Below are 21,698 nucleotides of genomic sequence, written 5' to 3' on the forward strand. Positions count from 1 at the left end.
AAGAACCAGGGCGACGACGGACACGAGTACGCTCTACCCGTCTTTACACTCAACCTTGACGTCCGGACGGTGCCACTACTCGTGCGCTGCGCGCGCAACACCGGGCTCAAACGTCGGGGCGCGGGCAGGGGCGAATCCGATCCGTTCGTGGTCAAATGGTGCAATCAGGCAGTCGGAATTTAAGGATGGCGGAAGAGAGTGTCCAGGAACCGGGGAAGCGGCGCGTCCGTTTCGGCTGAGTCGGACGGCGCGCGGGACGTCCGTCGCTCGTCGTCCCCGGCCAAGGGACCTCGCCGCCAGCTGTCAGCTTTCGCCCGGGCCTGCATTGCCGCAATCCTTGTGGCGGTGGGGATGGGAGGCATCCTCGTGTGGCGTTTTACCACGGACGCAAACGGTTCCCTCGAGCCCCCGTGGTTTTCCGGCTACGTCGACGTGACTGTGGTCCCTCAATACGCTTTCGAGACACCCGTGGGCGAGGGCACCAAGAATGTCACGCTGGCGTTCGTGGTGGCAATGGCTGGACAGCCCTGCACACCGAGTTGGGGTAGCACATACAGCCTCGATGCCGCGAAGACCTCGCTCAAGCTCGAAGAACGTATCGCCAAGCTTCGGTCAAACGGCGGCGCCTTCGCTGTGTCCTTCGGCGGCTCAGTCAACAGTGAGCTCGCCAACTCCTGCTCGAATGCAACAGATCTGGAAAGGGCCTATCGTGCGGTCCTGGAACGCTACAACCCCGGAACAATCGACTTTGACGTTGAGGGCGACAACCTGGCGGACAGCGCGGCCTGGCAGCGCCGCGCCGCAGCCGTCGCTGCCCTCCAGAAGGAGAGGATCAAGGAAGGGCACGCCCTCTCAATTTGGCTTACCCTCCCGGTCACCCCGCAAGGGCTGACCGACGCCGGAACCTCCGCCGTCGACCAGATGCTCGCCGCCGGCGTCGAACTCTCCGGGGTCAACATCATGACCATGAACTACGGTTCAAGCCGGAGCGAATCGCAAAGCATGCTCGATGCCGGAACCTCAGCGGCCCAGTCCACCAACGACCAGCTAAGCATCATCTACCAGCGTGCGGGAATCACCCTCAACAGCGAACAGATCTGGGGAAAGATGGGCCTGACCCCTATGATCGGCCGGAACGACCTCCCGGGCGAGATATTCGACCTGGACGCGGCCCGCGGATTGAACTCATTCGCCATCAGCAAGGGGGTTCAACGGGTGTCCATGTGGTCCTTGAACCGGGACACGTCGTGCACCCAGGACACCCCCGAGGATCCGGCCAGCCATGTGTGTAGCGGGATCGAACAAGGAACCCAACGCTTCTCCGATGTATTGAGCGCGGGATTCCACGCCAAACTGCCCTGACCCGCCGATCAACGATCCCGCCGATTGGCAGAGGATCATGCCTGGCCTGGACGGTCCGCCCTGTTCTGGTTCTTGGCTTCGGCCGGGCGCGCGAGGTGCCTTCCGTTACCGTGCCGAAACAGCTTCTTAAGCCACTGCATGGATACCTCCGGTTTTCTTGGGACTGTCTCTACCGGATTGCCTGGACGGCTCCGGCGGCCGGTGCTACTTCACTTGGCTGACCGTGACGATGTTCAGCCACGGTCCCGCGGGAACCTGGTCCCGTGGCACGAACTGCCAGTCGACTTTGTCCGACTCGCCATCAAGATCGGAGAAACCAAGGCACCCGTTGAGCGCAGGCGAGACGTCCATTCCGGCACCGTTGAACTTCTTGTTGGCCGGACGGGCGTCATTGGAGCCGAAAACGTAGTCCTTGTCGTGATACTGGCCCGGACCCGCATCTTCAATCTGTCCGTAGCATTCCCGGTTGCCCATCCGGATCCTGACCCATTGGTTCTTCATGTAACTGAAGGAACGGTTCTGGGCATTGCCCGCGAAACCCGGATCGTTGGCCCACGGGATGACACTGGCCCGTTCCGCGAAGGCGGTGGGATCGTTGACGTCGTCGTAAGGAAGATCGAGGTAGAACGGGTTCTCCTTTGGAGTCATGCTGGTCGGTGCATAGCCTTTGGCCTGCGTTCTCGCCTCGGTCTTGCAGCCGTTCGTCACGACGCCGTCACAGCCTCCATAGCTCTGCATCCACTGGGAGTCGTAGGTCGACACCACTTGGCTCCCGTCTGCCGCCTTGGGATCAAAGATCTCGCCGACCCAAAAGGTGGTGGATACGATCCCCGTGTGCCAGGGATACCGGCCGGCTGATTGCGTCGGACTCGGGCTCGGGCTCGGTCCACCGCACGCTGCCGTCAGCAGGGTCAGGACCGCAAGCACAGCCGCTCCACCCCGGCCGTGACGCTTGGATCCGGATGCTGGGCGATTCACATCGTGCTCCTGGAAAAGGGTTCGTCGGATCTTTCCTTGGACAAGGACGGGCGACCGGTCAGCGCGTACTCCACTCACCCAGCCGCCCGTCCTTACGCTGTAGGCTATGCCGTCCCTTCGTTCACGACGCGAGGGTAATCTTCCAACCTGCCGGATCCAGGACTTTTGCGGGTTTGTAGTCGGCCGCGACGTTGAGGATGATCTCATCCAAGGTGGTCTTCGGCTCGAAGCCAACAAGCCCGAAGGACTTGCTGTTGTCCGGAACCCGCCGGCGCATGTCCTCGTAGCCCTCTGAGTAGGCCTGCTCATAAGGCACCAGAGTGATCGCGCTGCCGCTCCCAAGGAGTTCGACAATCCTCTCGGCCAACGTCAGGATGGAAATCTCGTAGCTGCCGCCGAGGTTGTACGCATTTCCGTAGGCAAGCGGTTCCTCGGAAATGCGGACGATGGCCGGAACGATGTCGCCGACGTAGGAGAAGCACCTGGTTTGATGGCCGTCTCCGTAAACCGTCAGGGGTTCACCGACGAGCGCCTGCCGCACAAGCCGCGGAACAACCATTCCATAGCGGCCTGTCTGCCGCGGACCGACCGTGTTGAAGAGCCGCACGATGGCAACCGGCAACCCGAATTGGCGCCAGTACGCGTGGGCAAATGCCTCGTCAATACCCTTGGCGGCTGCGTAGGTCCACCGGGACTTGAGCGCGGATCCCAGGATGCGGTCCGCTTCTTCCGAGAGGCTGTCCGAGGTGTTCTTCCCGTAAATCTCGCTTGTGGATGCCAGCAACAGCGAGGCACCTGATTCGAGGACCGAGTCCAGGACCACTTCGGTGCCATGGATATTCGTGCGGAGGCTCTCCAACGGGTGGTCGACGATCAAATTCACGCCAACCGCGGCGGCCAGGTGGAAGACCCTGTCGGCACCCGCCACCACCTTGTCCACTGCGTCACGGTCGAGAATGGTGCCCTCGACGAAGTGGAAGTTCCTGTGGCCGATGACGCCTTTGAGATTCTCCAGGCGTCCGGTCGACAAGTTGTCCAGCACGGCGACTTCGTCCCCGGCCGCCAACAAGTACTCAACAAGATGGCTTCCTATGAACCCGGCACCGCCGGTTATTGCTGTTTTCATTACTCCTGCTTCCGTCGAAAACCTGGTGGATCTAGAGCCGGGTTACGTTGCCGGCCTTGGGTAAGCGGTATGTCGTGTCCAGGACTGCCGGGGCTCCGGCCAGCCAGTCAAGTTCCATCTGGCTGTGCCTCGTGTGCAGGATCACCAGGTCCGCACCCCAGTCAGCAGGCGATTGCTCGGATTGAAGGGTCCCGCCATGGCCGTCGGGAGCCGTCTGGCACCAAGGATCCGAGAATGCCACTTCCGCTCCGTCGGCGATCAAGGCGGCAATGATTTCCAACGCCGGGGATTCCCGGAGATCTTCGACGTCGGGCTTGTACGCAACCCCGAGGACCATGACGCGTGCACCGGAAACACCGTGGTTGCGGTCCGACAGGATACGCCTGGCCTTCTCCACCACCTGGTGCGGCCTGCCCGCAATCCCGGCCATCGCTTGCTCGATCACCGGGGCAGTCAAGCGGGCCTTGCGCAATTGCCACAGCAAGTAGTGGGGGTCGCACGGTATGCAGTGTCCGCCGACTCCGGGACCAGGTGTGAAGGCCATGAATCCATACGGCTTGGTGGACGCGGCATCGATGACGTCCATGACTTCCATGTTGAGTTCGTGGCAGATATCGGCGAATTCGTTAGCCAGGGCGATATTGACGGCCCTGAACGTGTTCTCCACGAGCTTGGTCATCTCGGCGACATCCGCCGACGGCACGACGTGAACCAACTTGGTGCTAGCGCTCAGGAGCCGTTCGGCAACTTCGCCGCACGCCGGGGTCACGCCGCCGACTACCCGGGGGACGTCTTCGTGGGAGAACGAATCCACGCCGGGGTTGATGCGCTCGGGCGAAAAGGACACGAAGACGTCATGGCCCGGGATAAGTCCCCGCGCAGCCAGGGGCAAAGCCAGGAGGTCGCGCGTGGATCCGACGTACGTTGTGGAGGTCAGCATCAGCAACTGGCCAGTGGTGGCGAAATCGACCACCGAGGCACAGGCCGCCCGGAGAATGGAGAGGTCCGGAACCAGGTACTCGTCCACGGGAGTGGGAACGCACACAACCACTGCCGCCGCGCGGGCAAGCAATGACAAATCGCTGCTCAGCATGAAGGTCGGGTCCAGCAGCGCGTTGCTGAGCCGCTCCCTGTCGGAGTCCAGAAGATCTGCCCGTTGCTCCCGGATCACGGCCAGGCGGGCGTCGGACACGTCAAGGCCGAGGACACGCCGACCGGAAGCGTTGATGGCGAGCGCCGTGGGCAGGCCCACATAGCCCATGCCCACGATCGCCACGTCGAAAGTAAACGCCTGATCTTGTGTGGTTGTCCGTGTTCCCGCGCCCTCCGGCCAAGCTGGTGCCTGCGTGTGCAAGGACTGCGAGCTCCCGTTGGGCTCTGCCTTGAGGGTCTTTACCTTCGTGTTCGGTGCCATGGTCAGTCGACCTCCCGGTGCCTGTTGTCTCCAGTGTGAAAGAAAGCCGGCGGCGGAACGGGACGTGCCCTGGTCTCAGAGGGCACATGACCGCCCGCCGCCGGCTCGATTGTGGGGGTGCCCGCGGAATGCGGGAAACCGGTCGCATTGGAGTTGACTTCTCGCTGGATCACCGGGTGGTTTTCCTGTAGCAAAGAATTCTTCCTGCGTTTCATCTCGAGACCCACTTATCCCCAAATGAGTGGCGGTTGCCATCAGGAAAAGCGTATTAACGAACCCCCAAGGCGGGCGCGAGTGGGCTCTACCCGTCTTTGGATGCGCGGTCCCTCCCGCGGCGATTGACTACCCGTCCGAGCGCTTTTAACCACTCGATTCAGTACTCGCTTTTAGGCCTTTCGCCCTTTGCGTGCCGTCTGTTCAAGCGCACGACGGCGGAACGCGGCTTCGGGGAAGCGGTCACCCGATCCCAGTGGTGAACCCAGTCGCGCCTGCGGCTAGCCCAGTCCCTGCGTGCCGTGGGCACCGTTCATCAAGTCTTCGCGGTGGCTGATGCCAAGCTTGGCGAACATTCGGTACAAGTGGCCTTCAACCGTGCGCAATGACAGGCCCAAGCTCAGCGCAATGTCCTTGTTGCTCGATCCCGACTGCACGAGCGTCGCGATTTCCTGTTCGCGCCGGGTCAGCTTCTGGAGATCCGGGGAGGCCCCTTCAACGGCAGGGCCGGCCTTGTCGAGAGCGGCGGTGCGACGCTTGAGGAGTCGCTGTCCTTCGAGCTGGCGCGCCTTGTCCCCCCTGCTTTCCAGGATCCGTAGGGCGTGGCTGGCGCAGTCAGCGGCGGCAAGCTCCAGTCCATCCTTGGCTGCCGAATCACTCAGCTCAATGAGGCGATCCGCGTCCTTGTGCGCGAGGGCAAGCCCGACGCTCAAGGCGAACTCCGCAGTGCGGCCTTCGCTGCCCTGGGCTACCGCTACCAGCCGACGCGCCACACTGGGGTCTCCCAGCCTCAGGACCAACATCAGGATGTCGATCTCGGCGCCGATAGCCCCGTCCGCGGCCGCGGAATCCGCAAGGGACATGAGTCTCGAGATCGCCGTTTGCGTTCCGGTGTGCTCGGCTCGCGCAACTGCCGCATGACCTTGTGCCAGCAGCGACGGATGCACGCCTTCCCGGACCAATGTGTCGTATTCGTTCGAGTACGTCATCGCGGTTTCCCGGCGTTTCAGGATCGACGCCGCGTAGGCGGCGGCAGCAACGGCGTCGGGCAAGTCGCTCCCCATGTCGGAGACGCGCAGCATGCTGACAGCCTGGCGAAGCCGGGGCAGGGCCACTCCCAGGTCTCCCCGGCGCAGGTCCACCATTCCGGCAGCCAGGTGGAGCATCCCGCCCGAATAGATCAGGGAGTTCGGTGCTTGGGAAACATGGTTCTTGAGGAACGTTTCAAGAACGCCGAATTCGCCTGCCTGCTGCAAAGCCAGGATGTATCGGCGCATCACCATTCCTGCGTACTGGAGGCTCCAGTCGCCGCTCGCGGCGACCATTTCCTGTATCTCCATCAGAATCTGGATGGCGGACACCGGCCGTCCCGTGACCGCCATGGCCTCTGCGAGGAGGGTGCCCGCCACGAGGCGGGACTCGTCGTCGTCCGCTTCTTTCCAGATCTGGCGGAGTTCCCGCTCTGTCTCGACGTAGTGGCCTTCGGTTTGGAGGCCTTCCAGCGAAAGGAGCCTGCTTCCCAGTTTCCCGCGTTCCAGCTCATCGGGGTCGATGCCCTGACGGGATTCGGCAAGCCTGGCCAAGGCTGCCTCCCATTCGTACGCAGCCTGTTTGATGGCGTTCGGCCCGACGCCTTGCCGCCCGGCGAGCTGGGCCGCCAACATCGATGCCTGCCGGACCGTCCGCGGATCATTGGTCCGATCCACGACCCCCGCAAGCGAGGACACCGATCCCCTGATGTCGCCCCGGTACCATTTGGCCCGCGCCACCTCTACTTGGGCGGCAAGCCTCAGGGACGGATCCTTGATCGCGCCGGTAACCCGCTCCACGTAGCTGGGGATGAACAACCGGTTTGCCAGCTGGGCCGCCTCCAGGATGTCGGAGTCCGGAACCTCGGTGCCCGATTCCAATCCCCAGGAGACGTAGCGCAGCAGCCCGTCCATGGTCTGCGGCTTGGACTCCATGAGGTTCACGATGCGCCGCCGGATGGTCATGCTGTGGGCGGTCGGGACCAGCTGGCGGATGACTTCGCCAACCAGCGGCTGGGCCAGCCGGACATGCCGCTCGGGGTCGGACGCAATCTCGATGAAGTGCAGTTCCTGCAGTTCGTCCACGGCGCTGGAGTCGCCGGCCCGTTGCACGACGTTCAGCGGGACAGGCTCGGCGAGGGCCACCGTCTCCAGGGTGTCGCGCTGCGCGGCGCCCAGCATCAGGATCTGGTTCCGGACAAGGTCCATCAAACGCACGCTGGTTCCCCGAAGCTCACCCGAAAGCATCCAGGCGTCGTTGCGGCAGACCAGTTGGCCCAACGACTTGGCGTGTTCGATGAGTTCCAGCAGGAACATCGGGTTTCCACCCGAGTACTTGCAAAGGACGGCGCTGGTGCTCTGGACGACGGGCGCATCCAAGGCCTGGGCGCAAAGTTGGTTGACTTCCTGCTCGTTGAGCGGCTGCAAGTCGAATCGGTCCACGAGTCCCTCGGACCACATCGAGAAGACCTCTGCGGGCGGCGCCGGATACGGACGGCAAAGGAACACGACCTTGGCGGCTTCCGCGGCTGCCAACTGGGCCAGGACAGCCACACTGCTGTCATCGATGTGATGTGCGTCCTCCACGATCAGGACCGCCGGTGCCGGATGTGGCTGGCCTGCCGGGTTCAACGCCGCGACCACGGCCCTCAGGACCGACAATGGCTCGTTGATCTGGCTCGGGGTCAAGGCCGTCAAAAGGGGCGCCAAGGCAGCGAACGGTACCGAGGCCAGGGTTGGACCGGCAAAGACCCTGAAGGGGCGGACACGTTGCCCTAATTCATAGACCACTTCGTTAATCAGTGCCGTCTTGCCGATGCCCGCGTCACCGAAAAGCAGGACTCCGGGCCCATTGGCGTCGAGAAGGCAGTCGACGACGGCGGCCATCACATTGAATCGTCCGACAAGCGCATCGGCCGCAACCACTTCAGTCATTTCGCACCACCTTCGACGTTGCCAAGCGCGAAGCTCAGCTCAGAGCGTTCAACGATTTTCAGCTTGCCGAAGATCTGGTAGAGATGCCCTTCCACCGTGCGAACTGAAACATGGAGCTTAGCGGCGATACCCTTGTTGCTCTCCCGGTTCGCCGCCAGCTTGGCGATCTCCATCTCGCGAGCGGTCAGCTTCAATCCCTCTTGGTTTCCGCTTTGCGGGGTGCGCAGGCGCTGCCGGCACGTCTCCGCGAGCTGCCGCGCCTTCCTGAGGGCCGTCTTGTCCAACTGAACCTGGTCCAGCTGCAACACCGTCTCCGCGATATCGAAGGCAAACCTGTCGTTCTGCATGTCTTCGGCCAACCGTGCAGCCTCAAGAAGAAGCTCTGCGCTTCCGGACATCGTCGCCCGTGCGTACGCAACGCACAGTTCCGCGAATCGTCCCTGGCAGCGGAGTGCCGAGTCCAACAGCCGTGGAGCGGCTGCCACCGCGCCAAGCCGAACGGCTGAACTGAGGCAAAAGATCTCGTGACCGGGGGCGCCCTCGTCCCGGTCGGCGTCGGCCAAGCGGAGGAGCTCCTCGACGGCGGCATCCGGGCCGTCGACCCGATCACGGGCCAACGCCGCGAGGTACCTCTTCGTCCGTTCCTTCCGCCACGTCGGCCGGCGCAGCTGGGTGGAGGCTTCCTTCAGGTAGCGCAGGGCCTGCTCCTGCTCGCCCTGCAAAGCCGAGGCGTAGGCCGCCGCAGTGCAGGCGACATCCAACATGCCTTCGTTGTCCTGGACGCGCAATTGGCTTATGACCGGAATGAGCGCGTCCAAACCGTCCTGGCCCCGTCCCTGGAGGCACCGGAAGATCGCTTTGGGAAGATCGATCGCTGTGGGCAGTGCCTCGGCGACGGAAACCAAGAGGTCGTCGCCGGGTTGGACCATTTCCGCCTCTTTATCCCACCGTCCTGCAAGTACGAAGGCGAACCGTAGCCGCGATGTGGCGCGTCGGGCCGCCGCGACCGAAACAGCGGGATCATGGCAGTCAGCCGTCAGCTGTTCCGCCATGTCCGCCGCCTCGGATTGCCGTCCCGTCAGGGCCCACGCCTCGCACAGCCAGCTTCCGGCAAGGAGGCGGAACTCGGTGCCGTGCGATTCAAAGTCTTGAAGAACTTCTTCCAGTCTTGCCGCCATCTCAGCGTAGGAACCCGAATAGCTGGCTGCCTGCGATTCGGCAAGGACAAGTTCCTCCCGAAGTGTTGCGATGTCCTGCCCTTCGCCGGTTTCGGCTTCGAGCCGCTGCCTAACGCGGGCCAGCGTTTCGCAGGCTTGCGCCGTGGTTTCGGGAAGGGCCAGAAGGACTGCGGCCTCGGCCAGCTTGAGCCGGACCCATTCGGCCAGGGTGGCTTCATCCCCGGGTTCATCCAAGTGAAGACCCAGCAGCTCCCGGGCCGCAGCGACGTCACCCAGTGTCATCATCGCGCGGGCTTCCTCGGCTACTGCCCCGGGCACCGTGGAGTGGCCCGGAATGGACCGGACCAAGCGCAGGGCCAGCCGCGCATCAAGTTGCCGGTTCGCCATCGCGGCAGCTTCAAGCGCTTCTTCCCTTCCCAGCTTGGCTCCGCAGTCCAATGCCCAAGCGGCCATGGATAGCAACATCGAGCGTTGGCCAAGGGCCGGATCCATCGATTTAAGGAGCAGGCCCCGGAGTTCGTTGCTACGGCCAGGGGGTACGTTCGCCCGGACCACGTCACCGACCAGCTGGCTTTGGAGCCGGGCCATCCTGGGCAACGAGTCGTCGACGACGAGGACGCCCCTTTTCTCAAGGGAGTCCACATCGTCCGCCGAGGCGAGTGCCAGCAGGGATTCCAGGGGCACGGCCCTGGCCAGTGAAAGGATCTCCAGGACTTTGCGCTCACCGTCGCCCATTCGCCCAAGCCGCGTGGTGATCAGATCGGTGATTGCCCTGCCATGCTGTTCGCTCCGGGACGTCAGGACCCAGACGCCGTCGCTTTTCAGGAGCGAACCCGATTCGGCGAGCTCCGCTGCGAGCATCTTGAGGTAGTGCGGGTTGCCCCCGCTGGCCGTCCACAGGGCATGGGCGCCGGACGGGGAGACCTGTGCTCCGAGCCCGGCTTCGAGCCAGGCGTGCGATTCCTGGAAAGTCAGGGGCTTGAGGTCGATCCGGTGCAGGAAGCCATCCCCGCACAGCCGCGTGATCTCGCCGCAGAGCCGCTGCGGGTCGGTGCAGGTGAGGACAAGTTGCGCTGTGCCGTTCCTCGCAAGTTGGGCCACTGTCATGGCCGCCAACTCATCAAGCTCGGTCGCGTTTTCTATGACCAGGTACACCGGCTTTCCCTCGGAGCGCTCACGGAGCAAATTGGTGAGTGCCGACAACACCAGGACTGGATGTGCCAGGTATCCCGGGTCAAGATCGCTCAGAAGGATATTGAGGGCGCCGTACGGTGATCTCGCCAACGCCGCGCTGCCGCGGATGACGACGACGAATGAGCGCCCGCGTAGTTCGTTCACCGCGCGAGTAGTCAAGTAGCTCTTGCCGCTCCCCGACGGCCCAGTAACAAGGACGCCACCCTTGGAAGCTGCCAGCGCGACGGCGATGTCCTCAACAGCGGCTCTGGGTCCAATCGGCGGCCAGGCCGTCGAAATTACCGATTTGCCTCCGGTTCCATCCGACGAAGACGTCGCCGAAGATGCGTCGAACGCCTGGTACCGGGACGCGTTCCCGGACCGAACGGCATGGACCGTAGATGCACTGCCTGCTGTCAACATGAGCGAGACCCCCAGTGATCGAGTGGTGACACCCCCCAATTAACCAGCTGGCCGTCAGGCCCACACCAGTAGTGAGTACTCGACTTTCATGGTGCCGGATACTCGTATGCGGGTGTGAGTACCTTTCCCCCGGGTGGCGGGTACTCGTCGCTGGCAGTGGCGTCCGTTCGAATCGAGAGTGCACTACTACTCCCCCGCGGCCATTCCCGGCTTCAGCCTGTACTCGACGCTCCCTGCGCGACGGCCGCGGCTCCTGCAAGTTCGTCCCTGCCGGTGATCCCCAATTTCGAATAGCAGCGGTACAGGTGCCCTTCGACCGTCCGGACCGAGATAAGCAGCGTGTCCGCAATCTGCCGGTCGCTGAGTCCCTGGACCGCCAGATTGACGATGTCCCATTCCCTCTTGGTCAGCTTCGGAACCACGGACTCGTTCTGCGTTTCCTCGCTGCCCTGGCCGAGTTCTTCGTTGCAGTGCGCCAGCCCCGCCCGCGCTACGGCGCTGAGCTCCTTGGTCTGGCCGCGATCCGGTGCTGCCAACGCCAATCCATATGCCTTCGCGGCCAGATGGTAGGCAGTGGCGGCCTGTAGCTTCTCCCCTGCGGACAGGTACCGGGCAGCTCCCCCGAACTTGAGTGCCCGTCCGTACTCGGCGAGCGCTTGTGCCCACTCGCCCTCCGTTGCAGCCGCGGTTTCACAAAACCGGTCCAACCTGCTGGTGTCTCCCAGGGCGAGCGCAAGCTCAAGGGCATGAAGTTCAAGGTACGTCGCGTTTTCCTTCGCCGCGTCGTCAGCGTTTTGGTGCAACGCTTCCACTCCCGAACCGTCGGCGTTGAGGAGTTCAAGTCCGGCGTCGAAAAAACTGTTTGCCTGTGCCGCGAGAAGGTGGGTGCTGTGTTGTCCCCAGGCTTTGAAGTCCGCCCGGAACCGTTCGGCTTCAGGCAGCCCGGCGCCGGCTGCGGCATAGAAAGCCATGGCGGCACACAGTCCGAAGAGATTCTGCGGATCGCTGTCCCTCAAGGCTTCGAGTCCCGCCGTCAGCAAGGGCAGGGCGTCGCCGGTTTTTCCCTGCCTGATGGCAATGTATCCGGCCACCACGTATGCCGCGCCGCCATAGGTCGCCATCGAGACGCCCGACGATTCGTAGTACCTGTCGAGGAGATTTTGTGCGTCGGCCCAGTCACCTACGGCCAACGCGCAGATGACGAGGCGGGCGGAGATGAACTCGGGGATGAAGAAGACATCGTTCTCCTGGGGCTGCGCCAAGGCGGCAGCTTCGAGAACCAATAGCCTCGCCTGGCGCCCGCGGCCGAGGGCGCACATCATTTCTGCCTTAAGTGCGAGTGCCAGGCCCCTGAACAGTGGGGCCAAGGAGCCTTCCACGGTTCCCGACTGGAGGAGCACCCGCTCCAGTTCCGGGCCCATCCTCTTGTAATCGCCATCGACGGAGCCGGCGAGCAGCCCGATCACGGTGGCGGCGAGCGTCACCGCGGCTTGCGCGGCCGGCGTCCGCTGGCCGTCGAGGGCGGGCTGCTGTTCGCCCCATTCGCGGAGGATCTCGGCCTCCGCCCGGATCAAGGAAGCCGACTGCCCGACGGCTGCACGCGTGGCCGCGCGAAGGACGCTGCTGGATACGACCTGGGAGGGTCCGGCGTCGCCATCCACAGTTTCCTGGGCCAAGGCTGCCGCGGCCTCGTCCCGGCGGCCGAGATTGAAGTATGAGCGGGCCAAAACGGCTTGAGCAATCGATTGCCATTGCACGTCCCGGACCGCGGACGCCATACGCAATGCGGTCTCGCTCTGCAGTAGCCTCGCCGAAAGGACCGCGGCCCGGATCAAAAGACGATCGGGCACGTCCGCCCCGCAATCAAGTGACCATGTCACCATCCGCAACAAGGAATCCGGGTTATCCTCCAACACATCCATCCGGGAGATCAGCTGCCGATGCAGTTGGAGGCTCTGCGCGGCCGGGACGATGCTTCTCAGCACCTCTCCGTAGACCGGATTGACGAGCCGGAGATTTGGCAACCCATTGCCTCCGGGCTTGATCAAATGCTGGTCAACCAGCTCCTGGACGGCCGCTTCACCGGCCACAACGTTAATCAACGTCTCGTCCACCGGTTCTGCCAATGCGATCAAGTTCAAGGCTTCCCGGCCCGCGGCCGAAATGCGCATCAGCTGAAGTTTGACGACGGCCTCCAGCTTTACCGTGTGGACCGGAGTCGCGGCCGTCTTGAGCCAAACGCCGTGCCGTTGGACGAGGGTTCCCGAGCTCTCAGCTTCGCGGACAAGGGTCTTCAGGAGGAGGGTGTTGCCGCCCGCCTCCGTCCAGAAACCATGGCTCGTGCTGTTCAAGACGATTCCCCCGAGCAATGCCTCGCACAGTTCGTGGCCTTGCTCAGCGGTCAAAGGCTCCAGGTCGAACCATTCGGCGGTCCCCTCGTGCCACATGCGCAAGAGGGGTGCTGGAACTCCCGGCCGTGGAACGCATGCGGCCACGACTTTGGCCCATCCTGCCTGGACAAGCTCGGTCAGCATCGCGCACGTGGCATCGTCCAGGTAGTGCGCGTCATCGACCAGCAGCAAAGCCGGTCCTGTACCTACGCGGATGCCCTCGAGGTGATCCCACAGTGAGCGAAGCACGGCAACCCGGGAAGATATGTCGGCGAGTGAAAGATGGGCAAGGAAAGGAGCCAGTACCCCATACGGGACAGCGGTCAGTGACGGACTTCCGTGTATCGGGACTACCGCAACTTCCCCGCCAAAAACGCTGCCCAGCTGGGCCAGAAGGGACGACGCGCCGAGGCCGGAATCGCCCACGATGAAGACGGCCGAACAATCATCCGCGCGGATGGCGGCCGTAATTCCGGGGAGCAAATGCCCATAGTCGAGCCACGGTTCGGGCGGCCTTGTAGCGCGTTCTCCGGCATGAGCATGAACCGCCGCAGCGTTGTCATGACTGCGCGGTTCCTTCAAGCTCGCTCCTCGATGAGATTCCCATTTTCGTGAAGATTTGGTAAAGGTGGCCTTCCACTGTGCGCACGGAAACTTGCAACTGGTTGGCTACCTCTTTGTTACTCAACCCTTGACTGGCCATCTTTGCAACCTGACGCTCCCTTTCCGTCAGTTCGGGTCCAAAAGTGTGAGGTGTCAGGGGAAGTACCGGCACGGTCCCGACCAAGCGGTCCAGCCGTTGCTGGGCCAGCCTTGCGGACGCTGAATCGCCGGCTTCCCGGGCGATGTCCAAGGCCAGGACGGCACAGCGGGACTCCACCGCATCCAATTTCAGTTCCTGGGCAACCGAAGCTGCAAGTAGTAACGTCTTCGGGTCCTTCTTGCGGGTTCCCTCCGCCACCATCCGGTTGACTGCGGCCATCTTGCCCTGGCGGCGGGACGAAACCTGCTCCAGGAGCAACAGTTCCTCCTCGGTGCCGTGGACGGTGGCGCCGAAGAGGCTGATGGACGCCGTGGTGATCCGTCCTTTCGCCAAATCCCGGTTGGCCGACTCGATGAGGCTTTGCTTCGCCCCGGGATCCTTCAGCCAACGCCTGGCCATCTTGACGCAGAATTCGGCCATCCAGGCGGGGAACCAGGCCGTTTCCCCTTGTCCCTTTTCGGCCAATTCGAGAAAAGTCCGGGATTCCTTCACGTCTCCGGCCTGGGCGTACGCAAAAGCGAGCGCGGAGTAGGCCAGTGCTGGTCCGTAGTAGTTGCGCCTGATTTCCAACTGCGCCTGGGCGCCCAGCAGGGTGTCGATCGCGACTGAAGCCCGTCCTGCGTAGGTGTAGGAAACGCCCAGCGCCAGTTCGGCGGCACCGCCAAGATAGTGGATGTTCTTTGGTTGCTGATCGAGGGTCGCAGTCAGCATCCGGGCTAGTTCTTCCCACTGTCCGCTGCACAGGAGTGCGGCAAACAAGCCTTCGGACAACCAGTTGTGCAACCGCGGCCGCGCCTTTGCACGCTGTATCTTGTGCCTCAGCTCGCGCGCCAGCTCGATCGCTTCCATTTCCCTGCCCAACACCGCCCAGGCCATGATCAGCAGGCTCCCGCAGCTCAGCCTTTGTTGAAGATCGATGCCGTCCCGGTACTCCTGCTCCAAGGCTTCGGCAACTTCGGCATACTCGCCCTGATGGACGTGGAGCTCGAAACTCGCGAGCCTGAGCATCCCGCTTGCCCGTTCGATTTCCGTGGCATCCGCTCCGGTTTCCTGCGATCGGCGGGAAAGATCCTCCCGGGCCTCGGCGATGAGGCCGGGTATTTGGAGGTGCCCACCTGGAACCCACAGCAGCGCGCTGCAGAGTTCCTGGACATAGTCCGCGTAGTCATACGCCGGGAGGCGCCGAAGCTGCTCGGGCGTCACATCCTTCAAAGCGGCCACCGCGGCCTCGTGCTCGGCCAGAATAACGTGGGAAACGCAGCGCTGCTGGGCGGCAGCCACCCATTCCTTGTCCTCGCGGCCGATCTGCCGGGCGCATTCCAAGGCGAACCAGGGATCGAATTGCCTGTTCGCTGCCGTCGCAGCTGCCAGTGCCACTCCTGGTTCAAGGGTTTCGCGGACGTTCAGTGTCGAAGAGGCAAAGCCCAGGAGCGCCTCGGCATCAAGGTCCCGGGTGATGCTGCCGATCACCCCGGCGGCGAGCCGCCGCAGTTCATTCCGCCGTGGCAGATCCATCCAGCCCCGAATAACCTCACCCATGTACTCGTCTCGCAGCGCCACCCGGCGGGCGCCTGACGGTTCGACGCGCAGGTAGCCGGACCACTCCATCTCGGCAACCACTTCAGGTTCCAGGACGTCCAAGAGCACGGCGAGCGGGGCCGTTCGAATGAGGGCAAGCAGCTCCAGGGCTTCCTGGACCGCGGGGGTCTCCCGGGCCAGGCGCGAGCGGACCAGGTCGGTCAGGACTTCAGCGGAAGAAAGGTGGATTTCGCCCTTCATCGCCCAAACCTGTCCGGCCAGGTGCAGGTTGCCTGAGCGGAGCTGTTCGGTGACGATGGCCTGGAGCACCAAGGGATTTCCACCGCTGGACGCGTGCAAAGCGCTTGCAGCAGTAGCGGTCACCCGTTTTCCAAGGACGCCGCTCAGTAATTTAGCAACTTCCGCCCGTGAAAAAACCTGAAGTTCAACTTCGTCCAGGAGGCCGTCTTTCAACAGCCTGATCAGGTCTTCTGGCATGTCTGTGGCTTGGCGGACAGTGACGAGGACTTTCGCTGTCCCACTGATTAACAAGTGCACCAGAAGGGCCGTGCTCATGCTGTCCAAAGCGGGCAGTTCCGAAAGGACCAAGAGCACTTCGCGCCCCGCGGCGTCCGAACTTATCAAATGCGATATGCCGTGGATGATCGCGCCAGGGGAATCTGCGGCATCGACGGGAAGCCTCGCCACCAGGTGGGCCAGCGCCCCAAAAGGAGTGCTGACGTCCGTGGAGCCGTGGAGGTGCAGGACGTGAGTCTTTGGAGTAAGCCGGGCCTCAACCGAACGGGCGAAAATCGCTTTGCCGACGCCCGGCGCGCCAACCACCACCACTCCGTACAAAGACGGGTCGCCGAGCGCGTCAATAACCGTGTTCTGAAGATCCTGCCGGACCAGGGACGACCATTTTCGACGCTCTGCAGCGCCCAGTGCTTGCCGCTCCGTTGCGGGTCGCTCTGCTTCAGACTCCGGTGTTGCTCGCAATTTAGATCACGCTACCTTCGCAGCTCTGGCGGACGTGACGTTCAGCGGGTCGTTTGCTTTTGTATTTCCTCTTCACCCCCAGCAGTGATTTGCAAAGTATCATAGCGATCGGCGTGAATCAATTAGCCAGCCGACTAACGATCAGGGTACTTGTTAACCACCGAAATGAGTGCACGTAGGCCCACGCTGCTAGGCCTTGACGGGGTGGAACTTCTGCTGGGCGGCAAGCAAACCTTGAGTCATCAATACCTCGACGGCATCCGCAGCTTCATCCAGGAGGAATGGCAGCTCCTTTTTCTCGGAAGCTCCAAAATCCCTGAGGACATAATCCGCGGTGTCCATTCTTCCGGGCGGCCTGCCCACCCCCACGCGAACCCGCAAGTAGTCCTTTGTAGCCAAGGCCTTGGAAATATCCCGCAGGCCGTTATGCCCGCCCTCTCCGCCGCCGATCTTCAGCTTGACCGTATTGAAGGGAATATCAATTTCGTCGTGGACGGCAATAACGTGATCAGGGGCGATGTCGAAGAACCTGGCCAGGCCGGATACGGGTCCCCCGGAAACGTTCATGTAGCTCATCGGTTTCGCCAGCACTACGCGCGGTCCGCCGATCCCCAGCCTGCCCTCGACCACTTGCGCCCGGGCCTTGTGGGCTTTGAAGCTTCCGCCCATCCGCGAGGCCAGTTCGTCCAGGACCATTTGGCCGACGTTGTGGCGGTTGTGGCTGTATTCAGCGCCGGGATTGCCAAGGCCTACGATCAGCCAGGTGTCTGTCATGGAGTCATCCTAGGGAATCAAGAGTGTGGAATGAAAAAGAAGTGGCCGGGACCCCTCAGGGACCCGGCCACCCGCTAAGGCTAATGCCGCAATTAGTCGGAAAGACTAATAAACCGAACGACTACTCAGCGGCAGGAGCTGCCTCTTCTTCGGCCTCCGAAGTGGCCTCCGAGATGTTGATGATGAGGGTCTCGGGATCGGTGAGCAGTTCCGAACCGCTCGGGAGGACGATGTCCGAAGCGTGGACGTGCTCGCCGGCCTTGCGGCCTTCAATGCTGATTTCGACGAAGGTCGGCAGGTGCGTAGCCTCGGCTTCGAGGGAAACCGTGGTGGCTTCCTGGTTGGCGACAGCGCCAATGGCAGCTTCACCGATAACGTGGACGGCAACGTCAACGGTAACCTTTTCGCCCTTGCGGACGGTCAGGAGGTCGATGTGCTCGATGATCTGCTTGATCGGGTCGCGCTGGATGTCCTTCACGAGGGCAAGGTGCTCTTCGCCGTTGACGTCCAGGGCCAGCAGGGCGTTGGAAACGCGGACGGCCAGGGTGGTGGCGCGGCCCGGGAGGTTGATGTGGATGGGCTCAGCGCCGTGACCGTAGATGACGGCGGGGATCTGGCCGGCTGCACGGGCGCGGCGGGCGAAACCCTTGCCGAATTCAGTGCGCAGTTCTGCTGCGAGCTTCTGCTCAGACATGTGTACTCCTTGATTACTGTGGCGCCGGCGAATTGCCGGCAAGTCGATCAGCAAGGGCGGAGGTCTGTGGTGACCTTCCACGCCCGGCGGAATGCCAGCCGCTGAGCAGCAGGCTCGGTCCGCCTTCGTTGAAGGAGATTCAGACCCAGTCGATAACGGAGACCCGCAATCCGGTTTTAACCCGGATGTGCTCTCCCTCGCCAAGGTATCCCCAAGAGTTTAGCAGCCGCGTCCCGCCAAAGGGAAAACGGCCCCGCCCTGCCCAACTGGCTCGCATTAGTTGTCGTTTTGAGGGCTCATAACGACAACTAATGCGAGCCAGTTGGGTTGGACCAGCGATGAGTGGGCCCACGCCGGCGAGGGCCCCGGCCTGAGCTTGCGAAGGCTGGGAGCCGGTGGGGATCAGGCGTTGCCGTCGAAGAGGCTGGTGACGGAACCGTCGTCGAACACTTCGCGGATGGCGCGCGCAATCAACGGTGCGATCGACAGGACCGTGAGCTGCGGGAAGCGCTTGTCGGCCGGAATCGGCAAGGTGTTGGTGACGACCACCTCGCGGGCACCGGAATCGGCCAGGCGCTGTGCCGCCGGCTCGGAGAAGACGGCGTGGGTGCACGCGATGATGACGTCCTTGGCGCCGGCGTTCTTGAGGACCTGGACGGCGCCGGAGATCGTTCCACCGGTGTCGATCATGTCGTCGATCAGGACGCAGGTGCGGCCTTCGATCTGTCCGACGACGGTCTTCGAGACGGCCTGGTTCGGCACCGTGAGGTCGCGGCTCTTGTGGACGAACGCCAAAGGCGCACCGCCCAGGCGCTCGGCCCACTGTTCCGCAACGCGGACACGGCCGGTGTCCGGCGAGACAACGGTGATGTTGTCCGCTTCGACCCTGGTGCGGATGTAGTCGGCAAGCAGCGGAATGGCCATGAGGTGGTCCACCGGGCCGTCAAAGAACCCCTGGATCTGGGACGTGTGCAGGTCCACCGACATGATGCGGTCCGCGCCGGCGGTCTTGTAAAGGTCTGCCACCAAGCGGGCGGAGATCGGCTCGCGGCCGCGGCCCTTCTTGTCCTGCCGGGCGTACGGGTAGAACGGCGACACAACCGTGATCCGCTTCGCGGACGCGCGCTTCAGGGAATCGATCATGATCAACTGCTCCATGAGCCAGTTGTTCAGCGGGGCCGGGTGCGCCTGGATGACGAAGGCATCGGTGCCACGGACGCTCTCCGCTGAGCGCACATAGATCTCGCCGTTCGCGAAGTCGTAGGCGTCGATAGGCAGGAGTTCGGTCTCCAACTCCTTGGCGATTTCCTGCGCCAGCTCGGGGTGCGCCCGTCCGGCGGCGAGAACTAGTTTCTTCTCGCCGTGTGCGGTAATTTCGCTCATGCCTGTGTGCCCTCTTCTGTGGTTGCCGGAGTACTTGAGGAATCGGGGGTGGCAGTGGAGCCAAGCGCGGCTTGCGCAGCCTGCGCCCGTTGGGCCGAGTTGCTGCCCTGCCGGTTGGCGATGACCCAGCCTTCCGCGTTGCGCTGGGGAGCGACACTCAGGGTGAGGGCTCCGGCGGGAACGTCCTTGCGGATGATGGCACCGGCGCCGCTGTATGCGCCGTCGCCGATCGTTACGGGGGCCACGAAGACAGTGTTGGAACCGGTCCGTACACCGGAGCCGATCACCGTGCGGTGCTTCTTCTCGCCGTCGTAGTTGGCCGTGATGTTGCCGCAGCCGATGTTGGTGTCCTCGCCGATCTCGGCGTCGCCGGCGTAGCCGAGGTGGGACAGCTTGGAACCGCGGCCGATCGTCACGTTCTTGGTTTCGTAGAAGGCGCCGATCTTGCCGGTCTCCCCAAGGACAGTGCCGGGACGCAGGTAGGTGAACGGACCAACGCTGGCTCCCGCACCGATGGTCGATCCTGAGCCGTGGGTGCGGGTCACCTTCGCGCCTTCGCCCACCGAAACGTCGGTGAGGGTCGTGTCGGGGCCGACGACGGCGTCGCGCGCCACGGTGGTGGTGCCGTGGAGCTGCGTGTTGGGCAGGAGGCGGACGTCTTCGTCCAGTGTGACGGTGGAATCGATCCAGGTGGTGGCCGGGTCGACGACCGTGACGCCTGCACGCATCCACGCCTCGATGATGCGGCGGTTGTGCTCTGCGCCGAGCGCGGCGAGCTGGATACGGTCGTTGGCGCCCTCGACCTGCCAACGGTCGGCGGTGACGACGGCGGAAACCCGGCCTCCGGCGTCGCGCGCCAATTCGAGAACGTCAGTGAGGTATTTTTCTTGCTGGATGTTCTCGGTGGTCACTTTGCGCAACTGCTCGCGAAGCACTTTTGCGTCAAAAGCGTAGATGCCGGAGTTGACTTCGCGGATGGAACGTTCGGCGTCGCTCGCGTCTTTGTGTTCGCGGATGCCCAGCACGGTGCCGTCCTCGGCACGAAGGATGCGGCCATAGCCATTGGCGTCATCGAGCACCGCGGTCAGGACCGTCACGGCGTTGCCTTCGGATTCGTGCGTGGCGACCAGCTCGGACAGAAGGGAACCGGTCAGCAAAGGCACATCACCGTAGGTGACCACTACCGTGCCAGTGAGTTCTGCCTTCGCGTCCAAGGCGTCAAGGGCTACTTCCACCGCGCGCCCGGTCCCCGGAACATCGTCCTGGTCCACGATGACGGCGTCGGGATCGATCAGTTCAATGTGCGCGGCGACGAGGTCCCGCTCATGGCGGACCACGAGGGCCAGCTGCCGGGGATCGATGGAGCGCGCTGCGAGGATGGCGTGCGCCACCATGGAGCGTCCGCCGATTTCGTGGAGGATTTTGGGAGTCCGTGACTTCATCCGCGTACCGGCTCCGGCAGCTAGGACAATTACAGCGGCGGGGCCAGTAGTATCGGGGCTCACGAAGTCGCTCTCCTTGCTCGGTTACGTCCGGGCGAACCCGGCTGCGGCATCTGCTCTATCCTACTCTTGCCGATTCACAGCCTTCCGTGCAGCCAGTGGACAGCTTCGGGAGAGACGGTGCCTTCAGAGGCGGCGTCGGCAGACCACCGACAAGTTCCGCCCATAGGATTCGAACCTATACTCCACGGCTCCAAAGGCCGGGGTGCTGCCATTACACCAGAGCGGACCGTGCGCACTTAGCCCTTGCGGACGCAGGGTCCGCGGGGTTCCCGATTGACCGGGTCGCACACACAAGAATCTAGTTTGCCATGACCATCGCGGTGTTCGCGACTTGGCGCAACCCCGAGTCCTTTCCAGCGGTATTGGCGGGCACTCCAGAGGCCGCTTCACGCTTGCCATAAGGCATGATGGATGCGTGAGCAACAGCACAGGACTTCCCCGGCAGTCGACGGGTTCCAGGGTGATCAACCACCCACCCGCAGCCCAGGTTGTCCGTGCCCGGATGACAGGCTCCCAGCGCCGCTCCCAGCTCATCGAAATTGGCCGGGGCCTCTTTGCCGCCCGCGGCCTGGACGCCACGACCATTGACGAAATCGCAGCCGCCGCGGGCGTGTCCAAGCCGGTGATTTACGAGCACTTCGGCTCGAAGGAAGGCCTCTACACCCAGGTTGTGGAGTTCGAATTCCGGATCCTCCTCGACGCCATCAACGAGTCCCTCGCCGCCGAAGCCAAACCACGCGTCCTCGTTGAACAGGCGGCCCTTGCCTTGCTCGGCTACATCGAGGAGCGGAGCGACGGCTTCCGGATCCTCATGCGCGACGCGCCCGCCCCCCCCCCCCCAC

Annotated in this window: 14 protein-coding genes and 1 tRNA gene; 3 read left to right on the forward strand and 12 right to left on the reverse strand. The window is 63.2% G+C overall.

Going from position 1 to position 21,698, the window contains the following annotated elements; all coding sequences use genetic code 11:
* Positions 1-198: 198 nt before the first annotated feature.
* On the forward strand, positions 199-1,362 hold the full coding sequence (locus tag AC3WJU_RS09010) for a chitinase (RefSeq protein ID WP_492259693.1): 1,164 nt from the start codon (positions 199-201) through the stop codon (positions 1,360-1,362).
* A 204-nt stretch (positions 1,363-1,566) separates the two neighbouring features.
* Here AC3WJU_RS09010 and AC3WJU_RS09015 read toward each other — a convergent pair whose 3' ends face one another.
* The 5 genes from AC3WJU_RS09015 to AC3WJU_RS09035 all read right to left on the reverse strand — a co-directional run bounded on the left by AC3WJU_RS09015 (position 1,567) and on the right by AC3WJU_RS09035 (position 10,587).
* Positions 1,567-2,340, reverse strand: coding sequence for a hypothetical protein (locus AC3WJU_RS09015; RefSeq protein ID WP_492259694.1), 774 nt, complete (start codon positions 2,338-2,340; stop codon positions 1,567-1,569).
* A 121-nt stretch (positions 2,341-2,461) separates the two neighbouring features.
* A complete protein-coding gene (locus AC3WJU_RS09020; protein ID WP_059387927.1) occupies positions 2,462-3,466 on the reverse strand; it encodes a dTDP-glucose 4,6-dehydratase in 1,005 nt (334 codons plus the stop codon).
* A gap of 31 nt (positions 3,467-3,497) precedes the next feature.
* On the reverse strand, positions 3,498-4,880 hold the full coding sequence (locus tag AC3WJU_RS09025) for a nucleotide sugar dehydrogenase (RefSeq protein WP_492259695.1): 1,383 nt from the start codon (positions 4,878-4,880) through the stop codon (positions 3,498-3,500).
* Positions 4,881-5,374: 494 nt separating this feature from the next.
* Positions 5,375-8,056 carry a helix-turn-helix transcriptional regulator gene (locus tag AC3WJU_RS09030; RefSeq protein WP_492259696.1) on the reverse strand — a complete coding sequence of 894 codons (2,682 nt, stop codon included), beginning with the start codon at positions 8,054-8,056 and terminating at the stop codon, positions 5,375-5,377.
* Positions 8,053-10,587 carry a helix-turn-helix transcriptional regulator gene (locus AC3WJU_RS09035; RefSeq protein WP_284989826.1) on the reverse strand — a complete coding sequence of 845 codons (2,535 nt, stop codon included), beginning with the start codon at positions 10,585-10,587 and terminating at the stop codon, positions 8,053-8,055. The genes AC3WJU_RS09030 and AC3WJU_RS09035 overlap by 4 nt, the downstream gene beginning before the upstream one ends.
* 46 nt (positions 10,588-10,633) lie before the next feature.
* On the opposite strand from AC3WJU_RS09035, the gene AC3WJU_RS09040 reads away from it, so the two are divergent.
* On the forward strand, positions 10,634-10,873 hold the full coding sequence (locus AC3WJU_RS09040; protein WP_172465510.1) for a hypothetical protein: 240 nt from the start codon (positions 10,634-10,636) through the stop codon (positions 10,871-10,873).
* Positions 10,874-11,042: 169 nt separating this feature from the next.
* Here AC3WJU_RS09040 and AC3WJU_RS09045 read toward each other — a convergent pair whose 3' ends face one another.
* From AC3WJU_RS09045 to AC3WJU_RS09075, 7 genes are all read right to left on the reverse strand, one after another.
* Positions 11,043-13,802: a LuxR C-terminal-related transcriptional regulator gene (locus AC3WJU_RS09045; RefSeq protein ID WP_492259697.1), complete on the reverse strand. Its 2,760-nt coding sequence runs from the start codon at positions 13,800-13,802 to the stop codon at positions 11,043-11,045.
* Positions 13,780-16,500: a helix-turn-helix transcriptional regulator gene (locus AC3WJU_RS09050; protein WP_492259698.1), complete on the reverse strand. Its 2,721-nt coding sequence runs from the start codon at positions 16,498-16,500 to the stop codon at positions 13,780-13,782. The genes AC3WJU_RS09045 and AC3WJU_RS09050 overlap by 23 nt, the downstream gene beginning before the upstream one ends.
* A 189-nt stretch (positions 16,501-16,689) precedes the next feature.
* A complete protein-coding gene (pth, locus tag AC3WJU_RS09055; protein WP_059387937.1) occupies positions 16,690-17,274 on the reverse strand; it encodes an aminoacyl-tRNA hydrolase in 585 nt (194 codons plus the stop codon).
* Positions 17,275-17,395: 121 nt separating this feature from the next.
* A complete protein-coding gene (locus AC3WJU_RS09060) occupies positions 17,396-17,968 on the reverse strand; it encodes a 50S ribosomal protein L25/general stress protein Ctc (RefSeq protein WP_284752518.1) in 573 nt (190 codons plus the stop codon).
* Between the two features lie 402 nt (positions 17,969-18,370).
* Positions 18,371-19,351 (reverse strand): ribose-phosphate diphosphokinase, encoded by a 981-nt coding sequence (locus AC3WJU_RS09065; protein ID WP_028266439.1) that lies wholly within the window; start codon positions 19,349-19,351, stop codon positions 18,371-18,373.
* Positions 19,348-20,856, reverse strand: coding sequence for a bifunctional UDP-N-acetylglucosamine diphosphorylase/glucosamine-1-phosphate N-acetyltransferase GlmU (glmU, locus tag AC3WJU_RS09070; RefSeq protein ID WP_284989829.1), 1,509 nt, complete (start codon positions 20,854-20,856; stop codon positions 19,348-19,350). Before glmU ends, AC3WJU_RS09065 begins: the two co-directional genes overlap by 4 nt.
* A gap of 154 nt (positions 20,857-21,010) precedes the next feature.
* A tRNA-Gln gene (locus AC3WJU_RS09075) sits at positions 21,011-21,082 on the reverse strand.
* 276 nt (positions 21,083-21,358) lie between these two features.
* Here AC3WJU_RS09075 and AC3WJU_RS09080 point away from each other — a divergent pair.
* On the forward strand, positions 21,359-21,698 hold a 340-nt coding region (locus AC3WJU_RS09080), incomplete at its 3' end, for a TetR/AcrR family transcriptional regulator (RefSeq protein ID WP_492259700.1).

It is taken from the genome of Arthrobacter sp. FW306-1B-F12A, assembly GCF_058781865.1.

Bases quoted from the DNA above. Each gene is read 5' to 3' on its own strand.
- AC3WJU_RS09020 (WP_059387927.1), bottom strand. From the start codon at position 3,466: ATGAAAACAGCAATAACCGGCGGTGCCGGGTTCATAGGAAGCCATCTT.
- AC3WJU_RS09025 (WP_492259695.1), bottom strand. From the start codon at position 4,880: ATGGCACCGAACACGAAGGTAAAGACCCTCAAGGCAGAGCCCAACGGG.
- AC3WJU_RS09030 (WP_492259696.1), bottom strand. From the start codon at position 8,056: ATGACTGAAGTGGTTGCGGCCGATGCGCTTGTCGGACGATTCAATGTG.
- pth (WP_059387937.1), bottom strand. From the start codon at position 17,274: ATGACAGACACCTGGCTGATCGTAGGCCTTGGCAATCCCGGCGCTGAA.
- AC3WJU_RS09060 (WP_284752518.1), bottom strand. From the start codon at position 17,968: ATGTCTGAGCAGAAGCTCGCAGCAGAACTGCGCACTGAATTCGGCAAG.
- AC3WJU_RS09065 (WP_028266439.1), bottom strand. From the start codon at position 19,351: ATGAGCGAAATTACCGCACACGGCGAGAAGAAACTAGTTCTCGCCGCC.